This is a genomic window from Janthinobacterium sp. TB1-E2, assembly GCF_036885605.1.
In the GTDB taxonomy this organism is placed as follows: Bacteria; Pseudomonadota; Gammaproteobacteria; order Burkholderiales; family Burkholderiaceae_D; genus Janthinobacterium; species Janthinobacterium aestuarii.
Genome location: NZ_CP142523.1, coordinates 2,104,448 through 2,123,266, shown reverse-complemented (window position 1 = coordinate 2,123,266; position 18,819 = coordinate 2,104,448). Strand labels below are relative to the sequence as shown.

17 protein-coding genes are annotated in these 18,819 nt (G+C 61.6%); 11 read left to right on the top strand and 6 right to left on the bottom strand.

The features are described 5' to 3' along the window. Nucleotides 1-23 precede the first annotated feature (23 nt). The gene (locus OPV09_RS09580) at nucleotides 24-407 is read right to left on the bottom strand and encodes a hypothetical protein (protein ID WP_046682396.1); all 384 of its coding nucleotides are present in this window, start codon (nucleotides 405-407) and stop codon (nucleotides 24-26) included. A gap of 46 nt (nucleotides 408-453) precedes the next feature. Continuing rightward, nucleotides 454-1,416 (bottom strand): Dyp-type peroxidase, encoded by a 963-nt coding sequence (locus OPV09_RS09575; RefSeq protein ID WP_338681400.1) that lies wholly within the window; start codon nucleotides 1,414-1,416, stop codon nucleotides 454-456. Between the two features lie 154 nt (nucleotides 1,417-1,570). On the opposite strand from OPV09_RS09575, the gene OPV09_RS09570 reads away from it, so the two are divergent. Further along, nucleotides 1,571-2,992: a PLP-dependent aminotransferase family protein gene (locus OPV09_RS09570; RefSeq protein WP_034759030.1), complete on the top strand. Its 1,422-nt coding sequence runs from the start codon at nucleotides 1,571-1,573 to the stop codon at nucleotides 2,990-2,992. A 5-nt stretch (nucleotides 2,993-2,997) separates the two neighbouring features. On the opposite strand, the gene moaA is transcribed toward OPV09_RS09570, so the two are convergent. Continuing rightward, nucleotides 2,998-4,065, bottom strand: a complete 1,068-nt coding sequence (gene moaA, locus OPV09_RS09565; RefSeq protein WP_051992023.1) for a GTP 3',8-cyclase MoaA — start codon at nucleotides 4,063-4,065, stop codon at nucleotides 2,998-3,000. 103 nt (nucleotides 4,066-4,168) lie between these two features. Then, nucleotides 4,169-4,453, bottom strand: coding sequence for an Rrf2 family transcriptional regulator (locus OPV09_RS09560; RefSeq protein WP_034759551.1), 285 nt, complete (start codon nucleotides 4,451-4,453; stop codon nucleotides 4,169-4,171). A gap of 165 nt (nucleotides 4,454-4,618) precedes the next feature. Here OPV09_RS09560 and OPV09_RS09555 point away from each other — a divergent pair, with 165 nt between their 5' ends. The 6 genes from OPV09_RS09555 to OPV09_RS09530 are packed head-to-tail and all read left to right on the top strand — an operon-like array spanning nucleotide 4,619 to nucleotide 12,145. Further along, entirely contained in the window at nucleotides 4,619-6,931 is a 2,313-nt protein-coding gene (locus tag OPV09_RS09555; RefSeq protein ID WP_034759036.1) for an FdhF/YdeP family oxidoreductase, read from the top strand. Nucleotides 6,932-6,944: 13 nt separating this feature from the next. Beyond that, entirely contained in the window at nucleotides 6,945-8,324 is a 1,380-nt protein-coding gene (locus OPV09_RS09550; RefSeq protein ID WP_338681398.1) for a cytochrome ubiquinol oxidase subunit I, read from the top strand. 30 nt (nucleotides 8,325-8,354) lie between these two features. After that, complete coding sequence (locus tag OPV09_RS09545) at nucleotides 8,355-9,335, top strand: cytochrome d ubiquinol oxidase subunit II (RefSeq protein ID WP_034759042.1); 981 nt, start codon at nucleotides 8,355-8,357, stop codon at nucleotides 9,333-9,335. Nucleotides 9,336-9,362: 27 nt separating this feature from the next. Next, entirely contained in the window at nucleotides 9,363-10,283 is a 921-nt protein-coding gene (locus OPV09_RS09540) for a bestrophin family protein (RefSeq protein WP_034759046.1), read from the top strand. A gap of 12 nt (nucleotides 10,284-10,295) precedes the next feature. Beyond that, entirely contained in the window at nucleotides 10,296-11,129 is an 834-nt protein-coding gene (gene fdhD, locus OPV09_RS09535) for a formate dehydrogenase accessory sulfurtransferase FdhD (protein WP_034759049.1), read from the top strand. A 38-nt stretch (nucleotides 11,130-11,167) separates the two neighbouring features. After that, nucleotides 11,168-12,145, top strand: a complete 978-nt coding sequence (locus tag OPV09_RS09530; RefSeq protein ID WP_034759052.1) for a ribonuclease Z — start codon at nucleotides 11,168-11,170, stop codon at nucleotides 12,143-12,145. Here OPV09_RS09530 and OPV09_RS09525 read toward each other — a convergent pair. After that, complete coding sequence (locus OPV09_RS09525) at nucleotides 12,132-12,788, bottom strand: tetratricopeptide repeat protein (protein ID WP_070304131.1); 657 nt, start codon at nucleotides 12,786-12,788, stop codon at nucleotides 12,132-12,134. The genes OPV09_RS09530 and OPV09_RS09525 overlap by 14 nt on opposite strands. A gap of 165 nt (nucleotides 12,789-12,953) precedes the next feature. On the opposite strand from OPV09_RS09525, the gene OPV09_RS09520 reads away from it, so the two are divergent. The 4 genes from OPV09_RS09520 to OPV09_RS09505 all read left to right on the top strand — a co-directional run bounded on the left by OPV09_RS09520 (nucleotide 12,954) and on the right by OPV09_RS09505 (nucleotide 18,059). Further along, nucleotides 12,954-13,613, top strand: coding sequence for an XAC2610-related protein (locus OPV09_RS09520; RefSeq protein WP_070304132.1), 660 nt, complete (start codon nucleotides 12,954-12,956; stop codon nucleotides 13,611-13,613). A gap of 36 nt (nucleotides 13,614-13,649) precedes the next feature. Further along, nucleotides 13,650-14,117, top strand: coding sequence for a GNAT family N-acetyltransferase (locus OPV09_RS09515; protein ID WP_338681394.1), 468 nt, complete (start codon nucleotides 13,650-13,652; stop codon nucleotides 14,115-14,117). A gap of 607 nt (nucleotides 14,118-14,724) precedes the next feature. Next, nucleotides 14,725-17,514, top strand: a complete 2,790-nt coding sequence (locus tag OPV09_RS09510; RefSeq protein WP_338681393.1) for a TonB-dependent receptor — start codon at nucleotides 14,725-14,727, stop codon at nucleotides 17,512-17,514. Nucleotides 17,515-17,657: 143 nt separating this feature from the next. Beyond that, entirely contained in the window at nucleotides 17,658-18,059 is a 402-nt protein-coding gene (locus OPV09_RS09505; RefSeq protein ID WP_338681392.1) for a GNAT family N-acetyltransferase, read from the top strand. Here OPV09_RS09505 and OPV09_RS09500 read toward each other — a convergent pair. Beyond that, nucleotides 18,056-18,673, bottom strand: a complete 618-nt coding sequence (locus OPV09_RS09500; protein WP_338681391.1) for a TetR/AcrR family transcriptional regulator — start codon at nucleotides 18,671-18,673, stop codon at nucleotides 18,056-18,058. The two genes, OPV09_RS09505 and OPV09_RS09500, sit on opposite strands and share 4 nt — an antisense overlap. Nucleotides 18,674-18,819: the final 146 nt, after the last annotated feature.

Genomic DNA, 18,819 nt, shown 5'->3' with positions numbered 1-18,819 from the left:
CGGCAAGGGAACAACACGGACGATCAGCTCTTCGCCACTTTCCACGCGGCCGTGCCGGCCTTGCAGACCTTCAGCTTGAGCGTCTGTTCCTGGCCCTTGGCGCTCAAGCCCACCTGCACCTTGCGGCACGTTTGCGCATCCGTCTTTTCCGTGTCGCTGGCCGTGATTTCGGCGGCGATGCGCACGGAATTGCGCAAGCCTTCATTGCTCCATTGCACGGTTTCGCCATCTTTCTTGTCATTGAGCACGTCGGTGACGGCCTTGACGAAGACGGGCTTGTCATTCTTGTTCAGGTAAGCCATCGGCGTATCGGCCAGGAAACCCAGGCCGACGGCGGAAGCGGAAGCGCTGAAGACGACGCTGCCGAAGATCAGGGCGGACAGCAAGGTGGCGGGACGAATACGCATGAAAAACTCCTAGTAAAAGTAAAAATCGGAACCGCCGGGGCGGCCCTTAGCCGGGATCCGCCGGCGAAATACCCACGGTCAGCAAGGCATCGATGCTGGGCACGAAATAGATCGCCGACGACAGCGCCGTGGAAAAATCCAGCAGCCTGTCCGTCTTGGTGACGCCATCATAGCCTACACCGTACATTTGCCGCAGCATGCCCATGGTCACCGTGATGTCCTTGCAAAAACCGACAAACATGACACCCGCCTCGCTGGCATTGGCGTAATTGGCATTGCGGCGCACGATATCGACTTCCTCGCCATCGCGGATGAACTGATTGCGGCCCACGTGGGAATCGACGGGCAGCGGCGACAATTCATGGCTGCCTGCCTTGGTGCGGCCCCACACCTGCTCCGCCGCGTGCACGGGCAAGGCGCGCAGGCGTTCCACGTCCATGCGCCATTTCTGCAGCAGCACGGTCGAGCCGCCCGCACCCGCCTCGCCGTCCGGAATGATGGCCACGCCGTTGGCACGAAACGGATTCGGATTGGCGACGCCGTCTGCAAAGCCGTCGAAGGTCACGTTATTGTGATACGGAAAACACACCTGCTCGCTGGCCAGCTCTGCAAACGGACTCAGCAAAGTGAGCGTCGTGCGCATGCTGTCGTACAGGTTGGCCGCGTTCGACTGCGTGATCCAGACCCAGAAATCGTGCTGGGTGGCCGGCGCCGTCTTGCCGTTGGCGCCCACCAGGTCTTGCGCGAACGATGCCATGTTGTCCGGCACGCAGCCGGGGCAAGCGGCGCGCCACAGATCGGGCTTGAATCCCAGTACCACGTTGGCCGTGCCACCCGTCAACTGATGGTGGCGGTTCAGGGTGGGGTCGAGGATGCCCGTGACTTCGGATTCCCACAGCTTGCCCAGCAGCTTGAACAACTGCCGCATATCGACGCCGGCCTTCACATTGAACTGCAAATGCACTTCGTCGCGCGCGACGACAGACAGCATGCTTTGTGGGATTGCCATCAAATGTTCCTTTTTTACTTTCTGTGTGGATATTAAACCAGAACTGCCGAACGACAGTTTCATTTCGACAACATGCGGTGGCCGCAGCCATACCGCCTCCATGAATTGGACGATAATGCAATGACGTAGAGCAAGAATCAAAGAATGGATACCAATGAAATTGTATGAAAAGCTCGTCAGCGAGATCGAGCAACTGGTGGCCAAGGGCGTGCTCTTGCCCGGCGAACGCATTCCCTCCGTGCGCCAGACCAGCCAGCAGCACAAGCTGAGCATCACCACGGTGCTGCGCGCCTACGTCAAGCTGGAAAGCATGGGCGTGATCGAAAGCCGGCCCCAGTCCGGCTACTTCGTGCGCCCGCGCGCCGGCGATGTGCAGACCGCCGACCTGTGCATGCAGGCCTCCCAGCCCAGTCCCGTTCCGGCGGAAGTGCACGTCAGCCGCCTGGTGCTGTCGACATTGCGCTCGATTGGCTTGCACGATGCCATCCCGCTGGGCTCGCCCTACCCCGACCCGTCGCTGTTTCCCTGGGAACGCATCAACCAGTATGCGGGTGCCGTGGCGCGCCGCAACCGCGTGTGGAACATGACGGACGACCTGCCGCCGGGCAACCCGCAGCTGATCCGCGAAATCGCCCGCCGCTACATGGAAAACGGTCTGGCCGTCGATCCCGATGAAATCATCGTCACCGTGGGCGCCACGGAAGCGATCAACCTGTGCCTGCAAGCCGTGGCCAAGCCGGGCGACACCATCGCCGTCGAGTCGCCCACCTTCTATGCCATGCTGATGGCCGTCGAACGGCTGGGCATGAAGGTGGTGGAAGTGTCCACCGATCCGTACGACGGCATCAGCATCGAAGCGCTGGCCGACATCATGGCCCGGCAGCCGATCGCCGCCGTCATGGTGATGCCGAACTTCCAGAATCCGCTGGGCTTCCAGATGTCCGACCAGCGCAAGCGCGCCCTGGTCCAGCTGCTGGAGCAGCACGACGTGCCCGCCATCGAAAACGGCGTCTACAACGAACTGTATTACGGCGACGCCCACCCGTCCTCGCTCAAGTCGTACGACCGCAAGGGCATGGTGCTGCACTGTTCCTCGTTTTCCAAGAGCCTCAGTTCCGCGCAGCGCGTGGGCTGGGCCCTGGCCGGGCGCTACCGGGGCAAGGTGGAGGAACTCAAATTCCTCAACACCCTGGCCACGTCCTCGTTTCCGCAACTGGCGATTGCCGAATACCTGCAAAACGATGGCTACGAACAGCATCTGCGCCGCACCCGCAAGGCCTATGCCCAGCAGGCACGCATCATGGCCGCCGCCGTGCTGCGCTTCTTTCCTGCCGGGACGAAAATCTCGCATCCGCAGGGCGGCTACGTGCTGTGGGTGGAATTGCCCGGCGACATAGACTCCATGCAACTGTACCGGCGCGCGCTGGAATGCAAGATCACGGTGGGCCCGGGGCGCATGTTTTCCGTCAGCCAAGCCTACAGGCATTGTATCCGCCTCAACTACAGTTATCCGTGGAGCGTGGACGTCGAGCAAGCCATCATTTTGCTGGGCAAACTCATCACCGAATTCCTCTAGACCATTCACCCGCCCACCAGCGACATGCGCACGGTGGGATACTGCTTGCGCCCGCCAAGCTGGGCCAGCGCACCGCGCACTTCCGAATAGCGGTCGCCACGGCGCTGCCAGTGCTGGCGCAGCAGAGTTTCCAGGCCTTGCGCCGAGTCCAGCTGGGGCCGCAGGTCGAGGCCGTCCTGGGCGAACAGGCAGGTAAACAGCTTGCCATCGGACGACACGCGCACCCTGCTGCAGTCGCCGCAGAACGGCTGGGACACGCTGGAAATGAAACCCACTTCGCCTCCGCCATCACGGTAACGGTAGCGGCTGGCCGTCTCGTGCAAGACAGGCTTGCCTTCGGCCAGCGGCACGAGGGGGAATTCGGCCGCGATCAGCGCGCGCGCCGCCTCGGACGTGACGACATGCGTGCGCGACCAAGCGCCGATGCCGCCCACGTCCATGAATTCGATCAGGCGCAGGATCACGCCCGTGTGGCGGAAGCGGCGCGCCAGCGGCACGATCTGGCTGTCGTTGACGCCTTTCTGCACGACCATGTTGACCTTCACGGGGTTCAATCCCACGGCTTGTGCCACCTCTATGCCGTGCAGCACTTTCTCGACGGGAAAGTCGACGCCATTCATGCACTGGAAAATACCGTTGTCCAGACTGTCGAGACTGACGGTGACCCGGTCCAGGCCTGCATCCTTCAACGAACGCGCCTTGGCCGCCAGCAAGCTGCCATTCGTCGTCAGCGCGATGCTCACGGCGCGCCCGTCCGGCGTTGTGAAGCGCGCCAGGCGCTCGATCAGCTGCTCCAGGTTCTTGCGCAGCAGCGGCTCGCCGCCCGTGATGCGGATTTTATTCACGCCGAGGCGCACGAAGGCGCGCGCCATCGTTTCGATCTGCGCGAAGGACAGGCGCTCGCTGGAGGGAAGAAACGGATAATCGCTCGGGTACAGCTCGGCCGGCATGCAATAGGTGCAGCGGAAATTGCACTGGTCGATGACGGAAATGCGCAAGTCCGTCAGGGGGCGGCCCAGCATGTCCACGCATGGTTCACTATGGCCTGGCTGCGGATACCTGATGGTGTTCATTGTGCTTCCCCTTGATGTGCATTCGTCTGGAAGTAGCATAGGACGAAAGCAGGCACTCAAGGAGGTACAGTCCGGTGCCAGGCGATAGAGTACAGATTCGGCTTTACTCTCCTTGCGGTGGCGCGAACACGCTGGCGCACAGCTCGGTGCCCGCCGCGCTCAAGGAAGCGCTGCCGCCGCCATTCTCCCCCGTCGTCACGCTCACCAGCCCCGCGCTGGACAGGGCATTGAGCTGGCGCAGCAAGGTGCTCATCTGTATTCCTGCCCGCTTGGCCAGCTTGGCCAGTGACCACGGTTTTTCCGGCGCATCCCGCCGTGCTTCCCACAGCAGTGCCAGCAGCGCGATCAGCGCCGCGTCGATTCCCTCTTCCTTGTCTTCCTTGTGCATGTTCTTCTCCTTGTCCTCATCATAAATCACGGCCGGCGCCGGCGCGACCGGCATCCTCGTCTTGCCATCTGTACTCTGTTTTTTTAGCCGGAACTGTGCGCCTACGGGGCAGTCCGCCCCCCCTACCATGTGATTGTCCCATCGCACATCACCAGGAGAGTCATCATGAGCAAGCCAAAGTCCGACGCGCGCATCGCGCCCTACACCCATGCCGCGGCCGGTTGGGGTGCCCTCAAGTACGTGGCCATCAACCTGTTCAAGGAAAAAGTCAGCGCGGGCAATTACCGCTCGCTGTTCGAGCAAAACCAGCCAGACGGCTTCGACTGTCCCGGCTGCGCCTGGCCCGACCGCGAACACGCGTCGACGTTCGAGTTCTGCGAAAACGGCGTCAAGGCCGTGGCCGCCGAATCGACGAGCAAGCGCGTGCGCCCCGAGTTTTTCCAGGAGCACACGGTCACCGAACTGATGGAGCAGTCGGACTATGATCTGGAGCAACATGGCCGTTTGACGGACCCCATGGTGTACGACGCCGCCAGCGACAAATACCAGGCCATTTCCTGGGACGACGCGTTCGCCCTCGTGGCGCACCACCTGCACGCGCTGGACGACCCGAACCAGGCCGCCTTCTACACGTCGGGCCGTGCCAGCAACGAAGCGGCGTTCCTGTACCAGCTGTTCGTGCGCGCCTACGGCACGAACAATTTTCCCGACTGTTCCAACCTGTGCCACGAAGCGACGAGCCGCGGCTTGCCGGCAACGGTGGGCATCGGCAAGGGCACGGTGCTGCTGGACGACTTCGAGCATGCGGACACCCTGCTGCTGTTCGGCCAGAATCCGGCCACCAACCATCCGCGCATGCTGGGCGAACTGCGCGAAGCGTCGCGCCGCGGCGCCGTCATCGTGTCCATCAACCCGCTGCACGAACGGGGCCTGGAGCGCTTCACGAGCCCGCAGCACCCGCTGGAAATGCTGACGGGCGGCAGCACGAACATTTGCTCGCTGTTCATCTGCCCCACCCTGGGCGGCGACTTCGCGCTGATCAAGGCCATGGCCAAGCGCGTCGTCGAGCTCGATGACGAGGCCATCGCCCACGGCCAGGAGCGCGTGCTCGACTGCGCCTTCATCGCCGAACACACGACGGGCTTCGACGCGTTCGCGGCCGACCTGCGCACCGAAAGCTGGGATTTGCTGCTGGCCGAATCGGGCGTGGCGCGCGACAAGATAGAGGAACTTACGCAGATCTACGTGAAGGGCAAGGCCGTCATCGCCACCTGGGGCATGGGCGTGACGCAACACAAGAACTCGCTGGCCACCGTGCAAATCCTGTCGAACTTGATGATGATGCGCGGCAATATCGGCAAGCGCGGCGCGGGCCTGTGTCCCGTGCGCGGCCACTCGAACGTGCAGGGCGACCGCACCATGGGCATCGAGGAACAGCCGACCAAGGAATTCCTCGACCGCCTGGGCCTCGTCTTCAATTTCGAGCCGCCGCGCCACCACGGCTACGACGCCGTCGGCACCATCGCCGCCATGCTGGAAAAAAAAGTCAAAGTGTTTGTGGCGCTCGGTGGCAATTTCTCGATGGCCACGCCGGACACGCCACGCACGTGGGACGCGCTGCGCTCATGCGACCTGACCGTGCACATCTCCACCAAGCTCAACCGCAGCCACCTCGTACACGGCAAGGATGCGCTGATCCTGCCCACCCTGGGCCGCACGGAAATCGACGTGCAGGAAGGTGTGGCACAAGGCGTGACGGTGGAAGACTCGATGAGCATGGTGCATATCTCGTTCGGCATGAACCAGCCCGCTTCGCCCAATCTGCGTTCGGAAATCGCCATCGTGGCCGGCATGGCGCAAGCGACCATCGGCAGCGAAAAGATCGACTGGCTGCGCTATGCCGGCAACTATGCGCTGCTGCGCGATTCTATCGAACAAGTCTTCGACGACTTTTTCGACTACAACTTGCGCGTGGCCAAACCGGGCGGTTTCCACCTGAAAATCGCCTCGCGTGAACGGGTATGGAAGACGGACAGCGGCAAGGCGCAATTCCTCGTCAACGCCATCGAACTGGACACACCGATCCACCGTGCACGCCAGCAATATGGCGAGCGCCTGATGGTGCTGATGACCACGCGTTCGCACGACCAGTACAACACGACGATCTACGCCATGGACGACCGCTACCGCGGCGTGTTCGGCCAGCGCCGCGTGGTCTTCATCAACAAGGACGATCTGGCCATGCTGGGCTTTGCGGCCGGCGACTGGGTCGACCTGATCGGCGTGTGGCATGACGACATAGCCCGCCGCGCCGACCGCTTCCTGCTGGTCGAGTACGACATTCCGCGCGGCTGCATCGGCGCCTACTACCCGGAAACCAATCCGCTGGTGCCGCTCGACAGCGTGGGTGAAGGTTCGCGCACGCCGACCTTCAAATCCATCCCCGTGCTGCTGTCGCCTTCGGCCGCCCTCAGCTGATCAGGAGAACGCCATGTTCGGTTTCGATACTCTGGACCTGTCGCGCGCGCAATTTGCGATGACGGCCATCTTCCACATCCTGTGGCCCATATTGACGATCAGCCTGTCGCTGTTCCTGTTCGTTGTCGAGGCGCTGTGGCTGCGCACCAGCGACCCCGTCTACTACCGCCACGCACGCTTCTGGAGCAAGCTGCTGGTGCTGAACTTTGCCGTCGGCGTCGTCAGCGGGATTCCCCTCGAGTTCCAGTTCGGCACCAACTGGGCGCCGTTCTCGCACCACTCGGGCCAGTTCATCGGCAACATCCTCGGCTTCGAGGGCGCCATGGCCTTCATGCTGGAAGCGGGCTTCATCGGCGTCATGATGTTCGGCTGGGGCCGCGTACCGAAGGGCGTGCACTTGTTCGCCACCGGCATGGTGGCGCTGGGTTCCAGCATTTCCTCGTTCTGGATCATGGTCGCCAATTCCTGGATGCAGACGCCGGCCGGCGTGCGCGTGGTCGACGGCAAGATCGTCGTCACCGATTACGTGGCCGCCATCTTCAATCCCGACATGGCCTGGGCCGTGGGCCACATGTGGGTGGCCGCCGTGGAAACGGGCTTGTTCGTCATCGCCGGCATTTCCGCCTGGTGTATGTTCAAGCGCCGCGAACCGGCCTTCTTCGCCCGCTCGTTCAAGCTGGCGCTGATGCTGCTGCTCATCATCGCACCGTTGCAGGTCTGGCTCGGCGATTCGAGCGGCGTCGATGTCTTCAAGACCCAGCCCGCCAAGGGTGCGGCCATCGAAGGCCACTGGCACACGAACCGCGATGGTGAAGGCGCGGCCTGGTCCTTGCTGGCCTGGCCCAACCAGCTTGAACAAAAGAATGACTGGTCGATCGAAGTGCCCGGCATGCTCAGCGTGATCGCCACGCATAGCGCCACGGGCAAGATCACGGGCCTGGCCGACATCGCCCGCGAAGACCAGCCGCCCATGCTGCCGCTGCTGTACTACGCGTTTCGCGCCATGGCCGGCATCGGCATGTGGTTCGTGCTGCTGTCGTTCTGGACCTTCGTGGTCTGGCGCAAGGTGGGCGGACGGGTGGAAGAGTTCGTGCGCAACCGCAAGCTGCTGCTGGCCTGGGTGCTGACGATACCGCTGCCCTACATCGCCGTCGAGTGCGGCTGGATCGTGCGCGAAGTGGGACGCCAGCCATGGGTCGTGTACGGCCTGCTGCGCACGCGCGACGCCGTCTCCGACGTGGCGGCCCATGCCGTGGCCGGCAGCATGCTGATGTTCTTCGTGTTTTACATCGTGCTGTTCGTCACTTTCTTTGTGTTTGCCAAGAAATGGCTGCAACAAGGCCCGGACGTGGCACTGCCGCTGCCGGACGCTACTCATGCCGTGGGCTACTGAAATGCGCCGCTACCAATCAAGGAGTTTGTAATGGAGATGAATTCGCATGCCATGCTGGGCAATGCCTGGTTCGGCCTGATCGGCCTGATGCTGATCTTTTACGTCGTCACGGACGGTTTCGACCTGGGCGTGGGCATCCTCAGCCTGTTCACCCGCCGCGAACAGGAACGCAACCTGATCTTCCAGTCCATCGAGCACGTGTGGGACGCCAACGAAACCTGGCTGGTGGTGGTGGGCGGCGCCCTGTTCGGCGCCTTTCCCAGCGCTTACGCCACTTTGCTGGAACAGCTGTACATCCCCATCATGCTGCTGATCGCCAGCCTGATCATGCGCGGTGCCTCGATCGAGTTCCGCCATGCGGCCGGCAACAAGCGCCTGTGGGACCTGGTCTTTGGCGTGGGCAGCCTGCTGGCCGCCGTGGCGCAAGGCGTGGTGCTGGGCGAAATCATCACGGGTTTGCAGCCGGGCTGGCTGAGCGGCATCTTCACGGCGTGCACGGCGCTGGGCGTGGTGGCCGGCTATTGCCTGCTGGGCAGCACGTACCTGATCAAGAAGACGGGCGGCCAGCTGGAAGCGGCGGCGCGCCGCTACGCGACGGCCAGCGTGCTGGCGACTGTCGCAGCCGCCATCGTGCTGTCGGCCGGCACCATGGTCTTCAGCGCCATCGGCCACGACCGCTGGGCGCAGCCGGGCGTGTTCGGCGTGCTGCTGGCCCTGGCCGCCATCGCCGCCAGCGCTTTTATTTACATCCTGTGGGCCGTGCACGTGAACGGCGTGCGCGGCCCGTTCCGCGGCGCCATCGTGCTGTTCCTGGCCTCGTTCGCGGGCCTGGCCATCAGCTTTTTCCCCGACCTCGTACCGGGCAAGCTGAGCATCGCGGCGGCCGCCTCGGATGAGCCGACCCTGATCTTCATGCTCATCGGCATGGGTGCCATGCTGCCGATCATGATCGGCTACAACCTGTTCCAATACTACGTCTTCGAGGGCAAAGTCGTGCCCCGGAAACATTAACCGGCATCACGGCATGCGTCTTCCATCATGATTATCCGCCCCACCACCAACTGGTTTCGCATGCTGTTCGTATGGGATGGCTCGGTGCTGCAAGCCATCATCCCGCAATTGCTGCTGATGCTGGTCGTCAGTTCGCTGGCCTTGCTGACGGATGGCCGTATCTTCGGCGTCAAGATTCCGCTCGATACGGCGCCATTTCCCATGGTCGGCATCAGCCTGGCGATCTTTCTCGGCTTTCGCAACAACGCCAGCTATGCGCGCTTTGTCGAGGCGCGGCATATCTGGGGGCAATTGCTGATCGCCGCACGGGCCCTGGCTTCGCAGGCGATCACGTATCTGCCGCAGGAAACGAGCGGCCTGGACCGCGAGTTGCTGCTGCGCCGCCTGACCGCCTTCGTCTACGCGCTCAAGCACCAGCTGCGCCAGACAGATCCGCAGCAAGACCTGGCGCGCTACCTGCCGGCCGAGGAAGTGCAGCGCTTGCAAGGTATCCACTTCAAACCCGTCGCCGTGCTGCATGCGGTACGGGCCATGCTGTACGACGCCGTGCGGCGCCAGCCGGGCCAGACGCAGCTGCTGTGGATGCTCGACACGCAGCTCAACGACCTGGCCGCCACCGTGGCCGGCTGCGAGCGCATCAAGAACACGCCGATTCCATATCCGTATGGCGTGCTGGTGCACCGCACCGTCTACATGTACTGTTTTTTACTGCCGCTGGGCCTGGTGGACGCCATCGGCGTGGCCACGCCCCTCATTTCCGTCTTTGTTGCCTACACCCTGTTTGCGCTGGAAGCCATCGCGCAACAGATCGCCGAACCGTTCGGCCTGGCGCCCAACTGCCTGGCCCTGAACGCCATGACGCGGGAAACAGAACGCTCGCTGCTGGAATTGAACGGCGACCCGCTGCCGCCATCGATCCAGCCCTGCCCGCGCTATCAAATCAATTAACGGGAGAACAGCATGGACTTTGATACCACTACCACCGAACGCGACGGTTTCCTGGAAGTTCCCATGGTGCGCCACCAGGCCGGTGTGGCCACGGCGGGCCACGACATGGTGGCCGAGGAGTATCCCGTAGCCCTCGTCTACAACGGCATCGCCCACGCGGTGATGATGGCTACGCCGCGCGACCTCGAGGAATTCGCCGTCGGCTTTACCTTGACGGAGGGCATCGTCGGCAGCGTACGCGACATCTACGACCTCGACGTGTGCTGCGGCGAGGACAGCGCGGAAGTGCGGCTGACCATTGCCCAGCCGGATTTGATGCGGCTCAAGGGCCGCCGCCGCGCGATGTCCGGGCGCACCGGTTGCGGCGTGTGCGGCATCGAAAGCCTGGCCCTGCTGGACCTGGTGCCGGAAAAGATCACGCGTCCCCTACCGCCGCTGGTCGCCAGCAGCGCCATCCTCGGCCGCGCCGCGCGCGAACTGCTGCCCTACCAGGAGCTGATGCACAAGACGGGCGGCGTGCATGCCGCCGCCTGGTGCACGGCCGAGGGCGCCATCGTGAAAGTGTTCGAGGATGTGGGCCGGCATAACGGCCTGGATAAACTGATCGGCTACCTGGCCCTGCACCGCATCGCCATGCACGACGGCTTCGTCTTCCTGTCGAGCCGCGCCAGCTATGAACTGGTGCGCAAGTCGGCGCGCATGCATATCGGGCTCGTCGCCACCATCTCGGCGCCCACCTCGCTGGCCATCCGCATCGCGCGCCAGGCCGGCATGCAACTGGCCAGCTTTTGCCGCCGCGACGGTTTTGTCGATTACACGGCAGACGAGGTGCCACCGGTGGGCTGAACATTGGCAAGCCCGCACGGCTGCCGCATAATGCGGGCATGTTCAAACTGACTTTTCTCGGCACCTCTTCCGGCGTGCCCACGCGCTACCGCAACGTCACGTCGCTGGCCCTGCAAACCACGCACAACCGCGACTGGTGGATGATCGATTGCGGCGAAGCGACGCAGCACCGGCTGCAGCGCATCCCCCTGTCCGTGCACGACCTGGTCGGCATCTGCATCACCCACGTGCATGGCGACCACAGCTACGGTCTGCCGGGCCTGCTGGCCAGCGCCTCGATGACGGGACGCAAGAGGCCCCTGCTGCTGATCGCCCCGGCCGCCATCAAGGCCTGGATCGATGCCACCTTGCTGCACACGGAACTGTTTTTGACGTACCCGCTGATCCATATCGACGTGGACAGCGCGCAAGTCGTGCATGAAGCAGCGGGCTTGACCATCGAGCGCCACGCGCTGTCGCACCGGGCGCCAAGCGTTGGCTACCGTTTTGCGCTGGAAACAAGCAGGTGGAAGCTGGACAAGCCGGCCCTGCTGGCGGCCGGCGTACCGCCCGGTCCCGCCTGGGGACTCTTGCAGGCGGGCCAGGATGCGACACTCGACGATGGTACGGTACTAGCGGCCGGCGCTTTCCGCCAGACGGAAACGCAGCGCGCCACGGTGGTGATCGGCGGCGACAACGACACGCCGTCGTTGCTGACGGACGCCTGCGCCGGCGCGCAACTGCTCGTGCATGAAGCCACCTACACGGAAGCGATGCTGCAGAAAGTGGGTCCCGGCCCCACGCACAGTTCCGTGCAGCGCGTGGCGCAGTTCGCCGAAGCGGTGCGCTTGCCAAACCTGATCCTCACCCACTTCAGCGCCCGCTATCACCATGCGGAAGGCATGGCCGAGCTGGAAGCGGAGGCCCGGCTGCATTACTCGGGCGAACTATTCCTCGCACGCGATTTCGACAGCTATGAACTCGATGCGGCCGGTGTGCTGAGCAAGCTGCCGGCAAAGAAATCTAGTGGGGATTGACGCCATATTGGGCCGCATATTCGGCCGCCAGTGCGCGCGCCGCTTGCTGCTGTGAGGGCGTAAGGATTTCCAGCAACTGGTCGCGGTTCTTGATCGATTGCGTACTGCCCGCCTCGGCCGGCATGGCGATCCACGCGTACGCTTGCACATAATCAAGTTCCACGCCCTGCCCTTGCGCGTACAGCAAGCCGTATTCATTCTGCGCCGACAGGGAACCGGCTTCGGCCGCCTGCTTGTACCAGAACGCCGCCTCGGCATAGTCTTGCGGTACGCCATCGCCCTTGCGGTACGCCTGCGCCAGGTTGAATTGCGACTGGCCATCGCCCGCCTCGGCCGCCTGGCGTCCGTAAGCCAGCGATTGCGCCATGTCTTGCGCGACGCCATCACCGCTCGCATACATCAGGGCGAGGTTGGCCAGCGACGGCGGGAAACCCGCTTGCGCGGCGGCCGTGAACAATTCCACCGCTTTCGGCAAGTCTTGCGTCACGCCATGCCCCTGGTAATACAAGCTGGCCAGTAAATGCTGGCCGGCCGGGTCGCCAGTGCGCGCGGCCGCGTCGAATTGCCTGAACGCCTCGGCGTGGTTATCGTCGTTATAAGCGAGGATGCCCGCTTCATTCAAAGATTCGGGAGAGGATGTCATCAGAATTCCTTATTCGGGGATTTTTTGGCATTGTACACAGCACTGTTCCGCGCAGAATGCACGATAGGGAATGGTGTGGCGCGTTGCCCAAATCATGCGTTATGATCATTCTCCGCATGATGCAATCTAGCCATTGCGCCCAATTGCCTGCCCAAGAATATCGCCATGAAACTGATTGCTCTGCTTTTATCCCTGATTTCCACCTCGGCTTATTGCGGCACCTTGCACCTGGACAAAGCCGCGACAGGCAAAGTACGGCAAGCCACGGATATCCGCTATGCGAATCACGATGAAAAACAGACCTACCAGCTGAAAATCGGCAAGCAGTGGATCAATGGCAGTTGCAGCAGCAGTGGCACGGGCAATTTGCACGCGCTGCTGCTGGACATGAATTTCGACGGCCAGGCCGACCTGTGGGTCACCGGCTACACGGATAGCCAGGGGCGCATCCGCTGTTCCGATGTGTGGCTGTGGGATTCGCCGGCGAAGCAATACCGTTTCAACAAACCACTATCAGCCATTCCGAATTTGGATATCAGCATGGCCGATCGAGCAATCAAAGGCGGCATCCCCAATTGCGGCTGCGCGGCACAATGTTTTTATGAAGACAGCTATAAGTGGCGGGCTGACAAATTAATCGCCACCGCCCGGCGCGAACAGGATTGCGAACGCTACCGTGAATATCGCTTGAATGAAAAAAACGACTTGATCATCGTCAAGGATGAAATCATCGATAGCGGTAATCCTGGCCAGCAAGCCATCGAAAAGAGAAATGTAGTTGACTGGCAGCGCCATGCGCACATCATGCGCAAATCCTGGGAGTGATATTTACCCCCAATCCGACACCATCGAACAACACATATGACGACACATCCAGCATCGATTACTTTTCATGCCGCCAAAGAGGAAGACACGCCGGCCTTCATCGAATTGCGCGGCAAGACGCGGCAAAATGCCATCCCAAAAGAACGTCTGGCGGAAGTCGGTATCACGGCCGATTCCTGGGCGGAAATGATGCGTTCGGGCAGCCTGCCTGGCCAGGTCTGCCATCACGACGGCCAACTGGTCGGCTACTGCTTTGGCGAGCGCGACACGGGCGAAATCATCGTCCTGGCCCTGCTGCCGGAATTCGAAGGCTTAGGCATCGGCAAGACCTTGCTGGAACTGGTAATGGCGGAACTGCGGGCCCAAGGCCATCAGCGGCTGTTCCTCGGCTGCTCCAGCGATCCCGCCTCGCGCTCCTACGGCTTTTACCGCTACCTGGGCTGGACGGCGACGGGCGAGACGGACAAATATGGCGACGATGTGCTGGAGTTCATGCTCAACTGACAACAAGGGAGGGGAGGACCGTCATCGCCTCTGTCATGCGCAGCCCGTCACTTTTCCCACAGCCACTTGCGCTCTACATCATGACGATATCGGCATATTGGCGACAGCTATTCCACTGTTATCAAAAAAACTCCTGTTGACAATTTCCCGCCACACGTGAATTGACAGCAAGGCAACAGCCTTGAATCACAGGTGGCCCGCCCGAAGCGGCATGTTCTCTCATGCCCACCGCCTCACGCTGCGCGCGCGTCCTTCCGTTCATCACCTGCTGAAAAAACGGAAATTTCAGTAGCATCTATTTGTTAAGAAAATCTTTACTGTTGTAAATAAGAGCAACAGTACTAGATAAAATTGACATTGCCTGCATAGAAATGTTTTTATGTGTCTGCTAGGTAAAATGAATATCACATTTTACAAAAATGACTGCACTTGAACGGTCAACTAGATCGGGTTGGCAGGCGCGCGCTTATCGCGATGCGCTTGTTTCAACAGTTTTTCGCATAAAAACGGGTCCTGAGAATGACCTGTACGGAGAAGTGAATTGACTAAGAAGTTTGTTTTGAAGCGCAGCGTCGTCGCTGTCGCATTGACATTATCCTCATCCCATATGGCATTTGCACAGGAAGCACCGGCAGAGCCGGCCTTGCAAAAAGTCCTGGTAACCGGTTCGAACATCAAGCGCACGGAAAAAGAAGGCTCCTCGCCTATCCAGACCTTGAATGCCAAGCAGATTGCCGCCACCGGCGCCAATACTGTGGCCGAACTGTTGCACTCGATCCCTGCTTTCGGCTCGGGCTCGTCGGTGGACGTGACCGACGGCGGCTTCGCCCGCGGTGCGGCAACCGCCTCCATGCGTGGCCTCGGTTCGTCTTCCACGCTGATTTTGCTCAATGGCCGCCGCATCACCGCATCCGCCTATGCCGACCCGAACCAGGGCAAATCGGCCGTCTATGACTTGAACAGCATTCCCGTGTCGGCCATCGAACGCGTCGAAGTATTCAAGGATGGCGCCTCGGCCGTGTATGGTTCCGACGCCATCGCCGGCGTAGTCAATTTCATTACCAAAACCAAGTACACGGGCGCCGAAATGAGCGCCAGCATCAGCGCCAACGACGACGGCGAATTTGCCCGCAAGAGCGCCAGCGGCATCTTCGGCTTTGGCAAGGACCGCTTCAATGCCTTCGTCAGCTTTGACGTAGCCAAGCGCGACAGCACCATCATCAAGAACGAAAAGGACGTCGAGAGAGGCATGTATGCCGACATCAACGGCCGCCTGAACCCGTTCTCCAGCAGTCTAACCACGTCGCCTTTCTTCTACGCTGAGACAGTGCCAGGCACGAAGAAATTCGCCACCACTTACGCCCAGCGCGCGCAAATCGTCAATCGCCTGGACTGCCCTACGTCGCAGCAAATTACCGGCAACATGGCGGCGCACAACATGCTGGCAAGCGACCCGCTGGTAGGCCGCACCTTCTGCAACTTCAACATCGACGATTACGCCGAAGTGCAAAGCGCCGGCAAGGACGCCAACATCCTGTCGCGCGCCACATTCGAGATCAACCAGGACATGACCGCCTTTGCCGAAGCCGGCTACAGCCGTTCCGAGCGCACCTATCTGCGCGTGCCAACGGCCTTCCGCAGTACGGCTTCGACCACCGTGTATCAACTCAACGGCGCACCGCAGCAGTTCCAGATGATCTTGCCGGTAGGTCATCCTGACAATCCGTTTTCGACGCAGCGCGCCGCGGTCGGCTACCGCGTCAGCGCCCCTGGCGGCGCTGTCAATCTGAACGAAACCTATCGCTTGCTCGCCGGCGTGCGCGGCACGGCTGGTGCATGGGACTGGGAAACGGCCGTACTGTGGAACCGTGCCGAGCGCGTCGAAAACTGGAACGGCATGCTGTATCGCCCGACCCTGGAAAAAGTCATGACGCAAAACTGGACCCTGGCGCAGGTCAATGCCGATCCTAGCGTCACGCGCGACCTGGAAAACCGCGGCTATGCCCAGGTAACGCAAGTCGACGCCAAGGCCAGTACCGCATTTGGCCAGCTGGCCGGCGGCCAGGTTGGCGTGGCCTTTGGCGCAGAATTCCGTCAAGAAAAAATCGGCCTGACGCCAGACATGGCGACCCAGCGCGGCGACATCATCGGCCTGGCCAACTCGTCGGCCGACGGCCGCCGCAATGTCAGCTCGACCTTCATCGAAGTACGCACGCCGTTTGCGAAATACTTTGAAATGGACTTTGCCGGCCGTTACGACAAATATCCTAACCTGAAGGCCAACTTCGTGCCGAAAGTCGGCGCCAAGTGGACCATCAGCGACCGCGTGGCCGTGCGCAGCACCTATGCCGAAGGCTTCCGCGCCCCTGCGCTGACCCAGGTTTCGCCTGGCGGCGTGCAGTCGTTCAGCAACGTGGTCGACCCGCTGCGCTGCCCGGACGGCGTTCACCCTGCCTCCGGCGCCGATATCAGCGATTGCAAGAAAGGCATTTCCAGCCTGTCCGCAGCCACGCCTGATCTGCGTCCTGAAACATCGAAGAGCTACTCCCTGGGCCTGATTCTGGCGCCGACCAAGGAAATCGACGTGCTGGTCGATTACTACCGCATCAAGAAAGTGGATGAAACCGCCTTGTTCAGTGCGCAGTACATGGTTGATCGTCAAGACCGCTACCCTGGCAGCGTCATACGCGACAACAATCCGGTCAACCTGGTGACCGATGGCAATGGCAACGTGGTGCCTAACTCTGGTCCGATTTCCCAGGTCAACCGTTCGTATGTGAACCAGGGCAGCACCGAAGTGCAGGGCATCGATTTCGAAGTGGCGTACCGCAAATCGCTGGGCGATCTGGGCCGTCTGACCGCCAACCTGAACTGGAGCTATCTGATGAGCTTCAAGCGCGCCGAGCGTCCGGGCGAAGTGGCAACCGACACCTCCGGTGCGAACGGCGGCCTGTCCGACTATGCGACTTCGGTCGGCGACAATCCGAAGAACCGCGGCAACCTGTCCGTCAACTGGACGCGTGGCGACCACTCGCTGACGACGTCGGTAGATTTCGTCGGTCCCGTATCGTTGCTGCGCCGTAGCGACAACGACGTGGTCTACGAGAAACCATATTGCCAGTACGGCGTGGGTCAACCGAAGTCGGCATATGGACTCGGTGGCTTGCCGAAGTACAGCAACTACATCAGCAGCTGCGACGTGAAGAGCTGGACGACGACCAATATGGCGTATTCCTACACGGGCTTCAAGGATCTAACCTTGTCGTTCAATATCAAGAACCTGTTTGATATCAAGGCGCCATACGATCCACGTTACGCAGTGGAAGGCTTCAATCCACAGTTGCACAATGGTCAAGGCCGCTACTTCCGTATCAGCGCCAACTACCACTTCATGTAATCGCCTGCTGCCGGCGTGATGGTGCGCCGATAGCCAAGGGCTGAGTCCTGTCTTGCACAGGCTTCAGCCCTTTTTAGTTTCAGAAGGGGGATGCCGATGGTTCACCCAGGCACTTAGCCCGGTCTTGGCGTGTTCAATAGGTAATGAGCGTGGCGCACAGGCGATGCGCCGATTATCGTGCTTCGCGGAGGAAAGCGAAGAGTGGACGGTTTCAGCCGCCGACAAGCAGTTTGCCGCCTGGCCACCATCGGCTCATGGCGTCCTCTTGTCCGCGCCATTTTCCTTGTCAGCCGCCGCCAGCCCCCCAGTCATTCCAGCCTTCGCCAAACAGCTCGCCCGCATTCGAAGGCTTAGGCATCGGCAAGACCTTGCTGGAACTGGTAATGGCGGAACTGCGGGCCCAAGGCCATCAGCGGCTGTTCCTCGGCTGCTCCAGCGATCCCGCCTCGCGCTCCTTCGGCTTTTACCGCTACCTGGGCTGGACGGCGACGGGCGAAACGGACAAGTATGGCGACGATGTGCTGGAGTTTCGCTTTACAGCCTAGGCGGTCAAGCGGCTGACATCCCACACGCGCATCACCTGCGTAATGGCAGAGTCAAACACGGCGTAGCCAACGCCATCGCGGGCCTGGATCGCCACGCCCGATAAAAAGCTGTCGAAGACGGACGCCAGCGCCACTGCATCCATATCTGCTGGCAATTCGCCGCTGGCCATGCCCCGCTTGACGCAGTGCACGAAGCCGGCGCGCGTGCGGGCGCGCGAAGCCGTCAGCGGTGCAGCCACGGCCGCATGCTCGGCCGTCGGCGCGCTCATGCAGCCGAGCGCCACCATGCAGCCGGGCGGGTGGCCCGGCTCGGACTGCATGCTGGCCGACTGGCGCAAGGCCTGCTCAATGGCCGCGCGCGGCGCCAGGCTATCGTCCCACAGGCATTCCGTCACGCGGGCAAACGTGTCCAGATAGCATTGCGCCGCCTCGCGGAACAGCGCTTCCTTCGAACCGAACGCCGCATAAAAGCTGGGCGCGGAAATGCCGCCGCCCAGGCTCGCCTTGAGCTGGCTCAAGGACGTCGATTCATACCCCTGTTGCCAGAATAAAAACATGGCCTGTTCCACCGCTGCCTGCCGGTCGAACGTGCGCGGCCGTCCCATTTGCGCCATCCATCGCTCCTTCTCATCTGCTTATACGCTACTTACATACTACTCGATACAGAAGTCGTTGACAACGCGGCGCGCCATCGCCTATATTTATACTGATCGATACATATATACCGCTATAACGGTCGTGGGATTTCTGCGCCCGATTA